Source organism: Vibrio sp. SG41-7 (genome assembly GCF_014164465.1).
Classification (GTDB): Bacteria; Pseudomonadota; Gammaproteobacteria; order Enterobacterales; family Vibrionaceae; genus Vibrio; species Vibrio splendidus.
This window is the reverse complement of record NZ_JACJFF010000148.1, coordinates 1-11,092: the sequence shown is the minus strand read 5'-3', so window position 1 is coordinate 11,092 and position 11,092 is coordinate 1. Positions and strand designations below refer to the sequence as shown.

Annotated in this window: 10 protein-coding genes, 3 pseudogenes and 1 riboswitch; of the genes and pseudogenes, 5 read left to right on the top strand and 8 right to left on the bottom strand. The window is 44.9% G+C overall.

Annotated features, from left to right (window positions below; translation table 11 throughout):
• Positions 1 to 114 (top strand): annotated as a pseudogene (locus H5300_RS23485) (IS630 family transposase); the annotation flags it as partial.
• Between the two features lie 90 nt (positions 115 to 204).
• On the opposite strand, the pseudogene H5300_RS23480 reads toward H5300_RS23485, so the two are convergent.
• The 8 genes and pseudogenes from H5300_RS23480 to H5300_RS23445 all read right to left on the bottom strand — a co-directional run.
• Positions 205 to 939, bottom strand: a pseudogene (locus tag H5300_RS23480) (ABC transporter permease); the annotation flags it as partial.
• Positions 940 to 1,012: 73 nt separating this feature from the next.
• Positions 1,013 to 1,771: an ABC transporter ATP-binding protein gene (locus H5300_RS23475; RefSeq protein ID WP_182797032.1), complete on the bottom strand. Its 759-nt coding sequence runs from the start codon at positions 1,769 to 1,771 to the stop codon at positions 1,013 to 1,015.
• Positions 1,761 to 2,669, bottom strand: coding sequence for a bifunctional hydroxymethylpyrimidine kinase/phosphomethylpyrimidine kinase (gene thiD, locus H5300_RS23470; RefSeq protein ID WP_182797031.1), 909 nt, complete (start codon positions 2,667 to 2,669; stop codon positions 1,761 to 1,763). Before thiD ends, H5300_RS23475 begins: the two co-directional genes overlap by 11 nt.
• A 97-nt stretch (positions 2,670 to 2,766) precedes the next feature.
• Positions 2,767 to 2,878, bottom strand: a riboswitch (TPP riboswitch).
• A gap of 98 nt (positions 2,879 to 2,976) precedes the next feature.
• The gene (locus tag H5300_RS23465; RefSeq protein WP_182797030.1) at positions 2,977 to 3,894 is read right to left on the bottom strand and encodes a DMT family transporter; all 918 of its coding nucleotides are present in this window, start codon (positions 3,892 to 3,894) and stop codon (positions 2,977 to 2,979) included.
• A gap of 85 nt (positions 3,895 to 3,979) precedes the next feature.
• Entirely contained in the window at positions 3,980 to 4,708 is a 729-nt protein-coding gene (locus H5300_RS23460; protein ID WP_016768295.1) for an AraC family transcriptional regulator, read from the bottom strand.
• Between the two features lie 174 nt (positions 4,709 to 4,882).
• On the bottom strand, positions 4,883 to 5,911 hold the full coding sequence (locus H5300_RS23455) for a DUF4382 domain-containing protein (protein ID WP_182797029.1): 1,029 nt from the start codon (positions 5,909 to 5,911) through the stop codon (positions 4,883 to 4,885).
• A gap of 421 nt (positions 5,912 to 6,332) precedes the next feature.
• Positions 6,333 to 6,584 carry a DUF2999 family protein gene (locus H5300_RS23450; protein ID WP_102320344.1) on the bottom strand — a complete coding sequence of 84 codons (252 nt, stop codon included), beginning with the start codon at positions 6,582 to 6,584 and terminating at the stop codon, positions 6,333 to 6,335.
• 130 nt (positions 6,585 to 6,714) lie between these two features.
• Positions 6,715 to 7,812 (bottom strand): YdcF family protein, encoded by a 1,098-nt coding sequence (locus tag H5300_RS23445; RefSeq protein WP_182797028.1) that lies wholly within the window; start codon positions 7,810 to 7,812, stop codon positions 6,715 to 6,717.
• Between the two features lie 483 nt (positions 7,813 to 8,295).
• Here H5300_RS23445 and H5300_RS23440 point away from each other — a divergent pair, with 483 nt between their 5' ends.
• The 4 genes and pseudogenes from H5300_RS23440 to H5300_RS23425 all read left to right on the top strand — a co-directional run bounded on the left by H5300_RS23440 (position 8,296) and on the right by H5300_RS23425 (position 11,031).
• Positions 8,296 to 8,970, top strand: a complete 675-nt coding sequence (locus H5300_RS23440; protein ID WP_182797027.1) for a glutathione S-transferase family protein — start codon at positions 8,296 to 8,298, stop codon at positions 8,968 to 8,970.
• Between the two features lie 289 nt (positions 8,971 to 9,259).
• Positions 9,260 to 9,493, top strand: a pseudogene (locus tag H5300_RS23435) (transcriptional regulator); the annotation flags it as partial.
• A complete protein-coding gene (locus H5300_RS23430; RefSeq protein ID WP_182797025.1) occupies positions 9,494 to 10,411 on the top strand; it encodes an MBL fold metallo-hydrolase in 918 nt (305 codons plus the stop codon).
• Complete coding sequence (locus H5300_RS23425) at positions 10,408 to 11,031, top strand: hypothetical protein (RefSeq protein ID WP_182797024.1); 624 nt, start codon at positions 10,408 to 10,410, stop codon at positions 11,029 to 11,031. Before H5300_RS23430 ends, H5300_RS23425 begins: the two co-directional genes overlap by 4 nt.
• Positions 11,032 to 11,092 lie beyond the last annotated feature (61 nt).

The window sequence follows — 11,092 nt, the reverse complement described above, 5'->3', positions numbered from 1 at the left end:
TTCAAGGAAGCCATAGACCAATTTTTTACTGTAACTCTTCCAGAGATTGCAGGTTCGTTGACGTCTCGAATCAATGACAATTTTCAGGTGTTTAAGCCTGCATCTTCAAGTTGATTGGGTATAGAGCTAATTTTTAACGAAGTTTTGTTGAGGTAAATAGCGTTGAGCGAAGCCTTATTAAACAAAGTGTTATTGAGCAAGCCATTACTGGTTCTCCCAAGGGATAGCTTTTTTGAGTAACTTGTCTGTGATGAAGTAGAGCGAGATAGACAGCACCGCCAAGATGAACAAGGCAGCAAACATCTCATCAATGATCATTCGCGCGTTGGCCTGTAGCATTAGGTAACCCAGCCCTTCACTCGAACCCACCCACTCCCCGACGACCGCGCCAATTGGGGCAATAACCACCGCCACACGAATGCCAGACGCCAGTGTTGGCAACGCAGCAGGCAGTTGGATATAACGCAGCAATTGCCATTTCGATGCGCCCATCGTTTTGGCAAGATCGAGATAGCCTGTCGGAGTATTTCGCAGGCCGTCGTAGCAACAGGTCGTCACAGGGAAGAATATAATGATCGCCGCCATCACCACTTTTGAGGCGATGCCATAGCCAAGCCACAACATCAATACTGGAGCAATCGCAAACACAGGAATCGCTTGGCTAGCGATTAAGATAGGTAACAGCCAGCGTTTTAGTGGTTCGAACATCAACATCTGTAGGGCGAAAAATAGCCCCATCGACAAACCGAGTAGCAAGCCAAGTAAGATCTCTTGCGCAGTCACCCAAGTGTGTTTGAGCAATACATCGTAGCGTTCGAATAGTTTAATAAAGACTTCTGCAGGCGCTGGCAGAATGAAGCTCGGCATCTCGAAGATAACCACCACCATTTGCCATAAACCGAGAATCACAGCACTGCTGATAAGCAAACGCATAACGGGATTCATCTGGCGAGGACGTTCAGTGCTAGCCTGTATGTCGGTTGAACGAACCCCAACTTCGCTTCGCGTTAGATCATTCATAGTCACGCTCCAACTGATCTAAGATCGCTTGTTGTAACTCAGCGCATTCACCGTCTAACACTCGTGGTGTTGATGTGAGAGGCACAGATAAAGACTGAGCATTCGCAGGTGTGCCTTGCAACACATACAAGTTATCCGCCAAACGCACCGCTTCTTGTGGATCATGAGTAATCAACACAACGGTTTTATCTCTTAACAATTCACACGCTAAACTTTGCAGCTTGTGTCTTGTTACCGCATCCAGCGCAGAGAACGGTTCATCCATCAGCACCACTGGTTTGTCTTGCATTAAGGTGCGAGCCAAAGCAACACGCTGACGCATACCGCCAGACAATTGATCCGGCATCGCATTCGCATAATCAGCCAAACCAACCGCAGCTAACAACTCTAGTGCTTGATTGGTTTGCAGTGCTTTATCAGAAACTGGATTTTGAAAACGATGACTCAGGCAAACATTGTCGATGACCGATAGCCATGACAGTAACAAGTCTTGCTGCGCCATGTAAGCGATGCGGTCCGTTAAAGGCAATTCATCGGACGTTGCCAATGTGCCCTGCCACTCCACCTTGTCGTCCAGCAAGCCTGCCAGATAACGCAATACCGTGGTTTTTCCGCAACCACTTCGACCCAGCAATACCGTCCACTTACCTGCGTTTAAGCTAAGCGACAACCCAGACAAGGTCGCGTACTCGCTGTCTCGGTAACGTAACGTCGCGTTGCTGAGTTGAACGCCAACCGTATTAACGGACATTACCGTGTCCAGCGAAGAAGTGATTTACCGGGCCATGACCTTGACCAACTTGCAACTCATCAGCATGAGCAATCGCGCGAGAAATGTATTGTTTGCCTAGGTCAACAGCTTCTGCCAGCGTGTTGCCCTGAGCCAAGAAAGAAGCAATGGCAGATGAAAGCGTACAGCCCGTGCCGTGGGTGTTTTTAGTCGGGAAACGCTTCGCGCTAATCAATGCAGACGTCGTCGGGAGAATCAGTAGATCGTTACTGTTTTCATCTTTCTCTAAATGACCGCCTTTGAGAAGAACGGCTTTAGCACCTAGTGCGCGTAAATCTTCAATCATGCCCTGCATTTCGGCTTCGCTTTCAGGTACCGGCTTGCCTGTTAACGCCGCGCCTTCTGGCAAGTTAGGGGTAATGATGTCTGCCAGCGAAATCAGTTCTTGCTTTAGAGTCGTAATAGCAGAGTTTTCTAAGAGAAGGTCACCACTTGTCGCGACCATTACAGGGTCAATCACAAGATGCTTAGGTTCGTACTGCTTAATTTTGTCAGCGACGACTTTGATGATTTGCGAATCGGCCAACATGCCGACTTTTACGGCCACGATATTGAGATCAGTAAAAACCGCATCTAACTGGCTAGCGACATGGTCGAGTGGGATAGGAAAAATGGCTGATACGCCTTGAGTGTTCTGGGAAGTGATAGCGGTAATTACCGAACAAGCAAAACTACCGGTAGCAGACATGGCTTTAATATCAGCTTGGATACCTGCACCGCCGCCACTGTCAGAACCCGCGATGGTTAGAACAATCGGAGTATTCGTGCGAATCGTCTCTTCAGCAGAGTGCTGCTGTGTTGAGGATTTTGGAGTTGAGGCTTTTGGCGTTAAATCTTTTGAAATAGAACTGTGTGTCATTGTCGCTCCTACTATCTTACAAGACGTAGGAGAACGAACACCGATCGAAGGAGAAGTCGCATTGGATTCATGAAAAGTCTTCATGAGCGCAGACGTAGATCGAGTGCTTATAGTTCCCTACGCCAGTGTTAACTGAATCAGGTTCAACGGGTCTCGATTAACGATCTCAGCAAACACCAAATAAGGTATATGCCCCCCGACTATTGATATCGATAGTAACAGCACTCTCACAACTGAGATACTGATTTTATTCAATTATAAGAATTACGCATGAATAAATTTCAATTAGGCACAACAAAACAAATACTTATAGCGTTCCTTTAGATGGCTTCGACTGTATCAACAAGCACAGCACAATCAGAAACATACCTAACCAACCTATAAAAGGAATCAGCTCACCGACAACGCAGACGGCAAGCACCGCTGCAACTACTGGTTCAAACAAAGTAAGTAGATTGGCGCTACTCGCGGTCACATGGCGTAAACCAAAACTGAAGGCGATATAGCCCAAGCATTGTGGGATTAACGTCAGATAACTGATGACTAATACGTTGATCTGCGAGGAAAACAGGTTCTCCCCCGTAAACCAGAGCGTTGGCATCAACAGCATCGCACCGAGGCCAAAAATACTGCCCATCGCTGCTTGTGACTTAATCCCTTTGTCGATCAGTGCTTTGGTCGCCCAAGAATAAATGGCGTAACACAACCCAGCGACCAGACCTAAAGCAATACCTAACAGCTTGAGATCATCACCGGACTCATTCGTCGATGAAGATTCTGAAAACACCAACAACCCAATACCCACCACACCAATCGCAAAGCTAGTGAGCCAACGTTTGTTGATATTATTCTTTTTGCTAATCAGACACTCTAACAGTGCCGAAAAGAAAGGTGCGGTTGCAATCGAAACCACGGTACCAATCGCCACGCCTGATAATTTCATTGAAGAATAGAAAGCTAAAGGATAGATCGCCAAAGCCAAAGCGCTCACTGCCAACAGCTTCTTGTTCTGCAAAAGTTTATCGAAGGCGAGGAGGATTTTTCGATACGCCAAGCCCGCTTGCATTAGGCCACCGACGCCCATAGAGAAAGCACCAATTGCTAATGGACTTAGATCGGGAGCAAAGCTTGCAGCGGTGCCTGTCGTGCCCCATAAAATAGAAGCAAACAAGATGGCTAAAGTGCCCGTTTGGAATTCGTTAACGCGATTGATGGCAAGATTCATTTCTATTACCCAATTTTCAGTTCTGAAATAGATAATAGTGAAGATTGATAAAAGTTAGTTTGCCGAAAGGACGCTATTGTTGTTTCTAAAGACTGTCTTTCATTGAGCCTAGAAACGCCCTTGGAGACATTCCAAAGTGCTGAGAGAAGCGACGACTGAAAGCAGAAACATCACTATAACCCACATTTTCGGCTATCAACTGAACCGGTAAATCGGTGTGGGTTAGCAAGGCTTGGGCTTTCTCCATGCGATATCGAGTGATGTATTTAAGCGCACTGATCCCCAGGCACTCTTTGAAGCGTTTTTTAAATTGAGTGGGACTCAAACAGGCCGTTTCTGCAAGTTGTGAAATGGATAACGGCTGCGTGTAATTATCCGCTATCAGCCTTTGTACCGCACGGATTCTTGGGTCGATGCTCTTGCTCACTTGTTGTTGCTCTAACAGCAGTGAAAACACATCCAAGATTGATGATTCAATACCGCTATCGACCTGATATTCCAACTGCTTCTCTACAAACAACAGGAAGCTCATTAAAGGTGGTGTTATCGTGAAAACCGAGAGCTCATGCTCCAACAAGTGCTGCGGCAACTCTGCCATATCTGCGACAATAAACCGCGCTGCTTCATCCGCCTTAAACGCATGCGCGGTGGTTACTGGAATCACCACACATTCGCCCACGGCCACTTTGCCGACATACCCCACCATTTCGATATTGATACTGCCTTGGATCGGCAATACCAGTTGATGATGGTCATCATGAGCATGGGTATTAAATTGCTTGGTGTAAGATCGAATGCTTAAGCTAGATTTCATGAGCAACACCGGAGTACATTTCACTAGGTTCGAGTAAGAGATACAACGTTACATTATCACTTCCCTAGAGTCACACTCAATGCACATCAAATTCATGCTAGCTAAGTGACATGATCAAAAACGGCCTCCAAATAAGAGGCCGTTTTTATTCGAATGCTAAATCACGTCAAAGATTTAAAACGATACTTGGTTATCCTGACCAACCACTACCTGAACACTGTTTTGAACATCATAGATTTCAAAACCATCAGCAACCGGATCGGCATTGTCTTCATCACTGTCGTACTGCGCAGTACACGTATAACCCAATGAGTAAGTACCTGGATCAATGAAGCCCAGAGAGAACTCATAGTTAGTCTGTGCTTCATTCATTACCACTGATGCTGAAGTAATCGGTTTCACTTCATCACTGCCGCCAATCGGAGCCATGTCAGCTTGTTCAACATTACCTTCATACAAGTACACTGACTGAACGAACGTGTTATCGTCTGTAGGGTTACAAGCTTCGAAAGTTGTTGTCGCTACAGTGCCTTCAATGTTTCCTGTCTCAACCGTATTGATAAGGCTTACAGACGTTCTTTGAATGGTGTAATCAGGGAAAGTCGAAGTGTTCTTTAGACCTCGTCGAAGATCGAACTCAACAACAAAATCGTTACTCTGTTGGTTCACATTAAATGAATCATTAAAGTAAAGTACGCCAGCGTTATCTTCTTTACCCACACCTTGCGGGCACGCGCCTTCACCTTTCACTGTTAACTCACGGGTCATATCATCGTTTTCTATCACGTAAGATGGATCTGTTGGGTGATCGCCATCATTCGCAAACACACACAACTTATAGCTGCCTACCGGAATGACCTCATTTTCAATCAAAGGAAGCGCCTCGCTGCCTTGGTAATCCAACAAATTCACACTTAATGGAATAGGGTCCTCACCATCTGGCAATGGATCGCCATTTTCATCAACGTAATCGCCGTTTTCGTCCGTTTTATACACATCATAAATCAGTGGCGAACCTCCCCCTTGAGGAAGTAAAGCGACCTTACTGAATGTCACGGTGACGTCTTTAACATCATCAATGGGCGCATCACTCACGCTCAAGGTAATGGGTGTCGTGCTGCTTGATGAACCTGAATCACCGCCACAACCAACAAGCCCAGCCAGCACAAGGCTCGCTAAAGCGGTTTCCTTTAAATACTTCATAACTCATGTCCTATAAATCACTGCTCAATAAAGGGCTTAGTTTGTTGCCCTCTTATTCTTTTCCTTAATGTGACTCATAGATAAACCGCGCTTATGGCCAAATCGGTTAGCCCTATTATTTAGGGCCGTCTTCATCCAAAAACTCTGCTCATCAAGGTGCACATATCAGGTCGCACATAGGTTAATTAAGTCTAGTAAGTAAATTGTCAGTAGTCGCACATATTTGGCAAGGTTGCTGTCAATTGTGTTGAAATGGTCGGTATGTATAGGATCAGAAAGGATGATTGATAGCACTCAAATCAAAGTCAAAAATCGCCACCAAGATCAAAAAAGGCCGTTAAGACAGCCTGTTGCTGAACTTAAACGACCTTTTTATTGAATGTGGATAAAGCTAATTCGATATTAGCTCATTCAAATTCACTTATTTTTGAAGTTGCTCTTTAGCCGCTTCAACCTTAGAAAAATCTAGGCCAAGCTCTTCAACTGCTTCTTTGACTAGCGCAGGGTTTTGCATTACCTGACCCATCAGCATTTGAAGCTTATCTTGTGGTAAACCAAGTTGGCTGATTGTCGCCATTGCTGCAAGAGGGTTCTCTGTCAGCGTTTTGAATAGCTCACTGATCTGCTCGTCGCTAATATTGTTCTCTTTCAACATCGCTAAAATCGGGTTCATTTTTTTGCCTTTGAAACACTAAATTAAATAGGAGCACAGCATATCATCTAGCTGTGCTCGATTGTACTAGCAAGTGACGCTTTGGTTTAACACGAACGGTGCTTTTCCCAAACGCAAATAATGCTTGGGCTTAACGAGATTCCAATGGGTAAGAGCGGTAGCTCCACATACCATACGTTCTCAGTGCGTCACGGTAGATGCCTAGAAGCTCACCACTGCTCGCTTTCTTAAGATCTTCTAGCGGCTTGTCTGGGTAAGAAACCGTATCGAAGGTAATGCCCTGAGGGCCCGTCTGCCAGCTCGCGATCTCAAACAGAGTTTGACCACGACGAACATGGCTTGCCGAGCTAATAATGGTCGCGTGTTTAATATCATGACGAGCAAGCGCGTAGCTACTGAACAAGGCATTGCCTACCGTGCTGGTCGCGTAGTTCTCTTCAATGATGCGGTCTTTGCTTACCCCTTTTGAGATAAGCCAATCCGCCATTAACTTGCCTTCAGTCTTATGATTCTTTGGCACGCCGCCGGTTAACACGATCATCGCATCAGGGTTAGCTTTCGACATTGCTAATGTGGTTTCAAGACGTTCAATCAAGATCTCATGCATAGAACCATCAGGGTTAAGCGCGTAACCCAAAGTGACGATGGCACCGTGGTCATCCAATAAACCTTTGTCTGCCGACTCTTTCAGTGGTGTTTCTAACACGCGGTCAACCGTAGCAAAAATACGCTTGATGTCTTCTGCTTTGCCCTTGTTCAGGCTTTCCAGTTTCCCCATGTGCTTATTCGATTCACTGTCATTGCCTTCAAATCGCTGCCAAACCGCTAGATACGCATGAAGGTCGACATCGTCTGGCGCAACCGTCAATGCTTGCTCAAACAGCTCAATAGCGCGCTCTGCATTCTTGTTGTAGATCTGAGCGTTCGCTGCCGAGATCAGCAGGTCAGTACGGTAAGGTTCTAACTGGTACGCTTCTAACAATCGGTTAGTCACAATTTCCATGTTGCTTGGCATTTTAGCCGTGAAGCCCGCGTGTGAAATTCTTGCCGGAGACTTAAACGCCTGCAACGCATCAAGAAGTAGTTGGTCTACAACTTGTCGCTTAGTCACCAACTGTGCGTAGTCCGCAGAAGCCTGTACAGCGCCATCGTTAGCAGCAAAAGAGTAAGGTGTTGCGCCAAAAGCGAGCATGCCACCAAGAGCGAGGGCGATAATGTTCTTTTTCATGGAAAGATCCTGTGTCGTTAAGTGTTTCACATCAGATTTGCTCACCAATGTAAGCCGCCAAGATTAAAAAACCGTGAACCAAACCTTACTCTCCAAGGTTAATATTCATTTGTTGCATAAGATGTGGCTGCAGATCACGATTTTATGCGCCAGAGTAAGCTCAAATATCCAGATAGCTTCGAGTTATGAGGAGCGCCCTTGATGACTTTGGAATATTTAACTTCGAATCCCACATCCCTATTCCATCTAAACCCGTAAGTTTCGAAGCTCAGCCTCGAATCTAAACGTGCGTTTATGTTCATTATTTCAGCAACTTAAAACGCGATTCCCCTACCAGTCGACGCTAATTCACGTTTACACAGCCAAGTTCAAAGGCACAGAGTTTGGTATCAAATCAGTCAATTCACAGAAAATTCAAAAATCATTTATTGAACGATCGTTCAAGTGATGCTTTAATGAATCACCAATACAAGGAGTTACCCCATGCTTAAGTTCTATTTTCACCAAACACCCAACCCAATGAAGATCGCTCTGTTTCTAGAAGAGACAGGCCTAGATTTTGAACTTGTTCCTGTCGATACCTTAAAAGGCGAGCAACACACACCGGAATATCGTTTGATCAATCCAAACGGCAAAACGCCCGCGATTGAAGATAATGGACAACGTGTATTCGACTCTAACGCTATCCTGCTGTACCTATCTGAGAAAACAGGCAAGCTAGCTGGTCAGCCAGAAGACAGAGCTGAACTATTATCTTGGATGATGTTTATCGCAAGCGGACTTGGTCCATACTCTGGCCAATCGGTACACTTCCGTCATGCTGCACCAGCAGGCTTAGATTACGCGGTAAATCGTTATCTACGCGAAGCACAACGTCACTACGAAGTGTTAGAGAAACATATGGAAGGTCGTGAGTTTTTCGTCGGAAATGAGTACACCATCGTCGATGTCGCAGCATGGGGTTGGGTTGATAAAGCACCTTTCGTGCTTGGTGAAGAAGGCCTAGCACCTTACCCGAATTTGAAGCGCTGGTTTAACGCAATCAACACTCGCCCTGCTGCACTGCGCGCTCGCGAGATTGGTAAAGGCATTGAATTTAAAACCGAACGTGATGAAGAAGCGAAACGAGCACTGTTTCCTTCGAATTATGCGAAGTAGAAGAAGTAAAGTCTAACAATGAGGCTCGGTAGTGATCTACTGGGCCGTTTACTTCACCTTGAATACTCATCAGTAACCGTTCCATCCCTCGTCTTAACTCCAACACTTCCATCCTGATTCAATCCCCCCACTAGCATGTGTAATAATTAAGCTCAAAATCGTAAGTAACTGTTGCAAGTCATAAAATACAGATTTAGAGCTACTTGATATGAGATCATAATGATATTCTATATGTCATTAAACATTTCATAGGCTTTTAAACGAGCCTTTAAGTCGATCTAAGCGTGGTTTGTATATGATGTGCACCGAGCACGATGGCGCTACATTCATTGTCGATAAGGAAGTTCACCAAGCAGTAAGTGGCGCTGACCTAATAGATATGGACGGCCTACTCTCGCTCAACGATAGTCAGCGCCTACCTGGTAAGAAACTAGCAATCAGCTTTAACGACTCGACTCTAACAGTCGGGGAAAGTGGTGTGCGGGTTGCGGGGAGAGTTGCGTTGGAGATGGAGAATAAGTAGGTGGAATTCATTTCATTTGGAGCGCTTCAAGGCGATTCATTCATAGTAAAGAGCAACAGTACAAATATTCTAATCGATGGTGGTATGCCGTCTACCTATGGGCAAATTAGAGAGCATCTAGATCACAATGGGATTGACGCGATATTCATTACACATGTTGACTACGACCACCTCGGTGGCATCTTCAACCTCGTTAATGATGAAGAACTCGATCTTACTTCGTACCAGCTATTCATGAATCATCCTGAGTTTCCTAGTGAATATCAGGGTGAAGAAGTCGGCTTCAAGCATGGGCACAGTTTGAAAGGCGTCCTTGAACAACGCGGGAAAAGCTTCAACCAAGTCACTACTAATCAAGAACTAACCTTTGGGAATATCAACGTGGTTGTATTATCTCCCGACGAAGTAACTGTCGAATTACTATATGAAAGTTGGGAAAGCAATATCATCTACGAAGATGGGATTTTAAAGTACAAGAAGCAGCAAACTCAGTCCGGTGACATTATCAACAAGTCATCGCTAATACTTCTACTATCTTGTAATGGGAGTAACATCCTTATGCTTGGTGACTCACATGCTGAGTCAGCATGTACTAGCATTAAAAATAGAGGCTACTCAGCAGAAAGCCCACTACCGCTGAATCTCCTCAAGCTATCGCATCATGGTTCTAGCCACAATACTAATGAAGAGCTTTTAGCATTAGTTGATTGCACCAATTACTACATCTCAACTAACGGTGGTAGATATAATCACCCTGACGCCGAGACTATTCAACTACTCCAAGAGCGAGCTGCTGAACTAGGTACATCGTTCACCATTTACCTAAATTATGACATCGAAGACGATATTCGCCAGCGGTGTAATTTCCCTACCAGTAACTTACTTTTCATCGAGCAGTGCTCTTTGGAGTACTCTTGAGTTTTCTCTTACAAAACAAAGAAAAGCTTCACGGAAAAATTTATCGTCAAGGTAAATGCATCGGTAGTGGAGTTCCGTTTCTGTCACAAGATCGTGCTTTTGTAGCCACTTGTCACCATGTGCTTTTTGCAGAAGATAACCCCGAAAATATCTGTAATATTGAAGAAATCAGCCTTAAAGTAGGACAGCAAGAACTCTTTGCTTCCAAGCTCGTTAGTGACTTTGATAACTCCAAAATAAGCGACGTATCAATCATCGAGTTAATAACTGATGATGTAACCGCAAATTTCGCTAACATTTCACTATCTATCGAAGTAGATGTTAATCAACTGACAGCTCATGCTCCTGAAATTATCACTTCTCACCCATTTGAAAATACAGTCGCACAAGTGCCATTAAATCAAAGAATGAGAAGTGTTGGTACACACAGTATTGAAAGTACTGTTAGAAAAGATACTTTTCATAACTTTAACAAAGGGAGAGGCGGAGCTAAGGAGTACACCGGCGTATCTGGCTCTGGTATTTTCATAACATTAGAAAAGAATATTGCTCTTGTTTGCATATTCCGGAGCAATCCGACCACCGATTCCGGGATTATCCGGACATTCATTCCGTTTTAATCCGGACACCATTTCCGGGATAAACCAGCCAAATTTCCACGAACTCCGGAATCACTGTCCG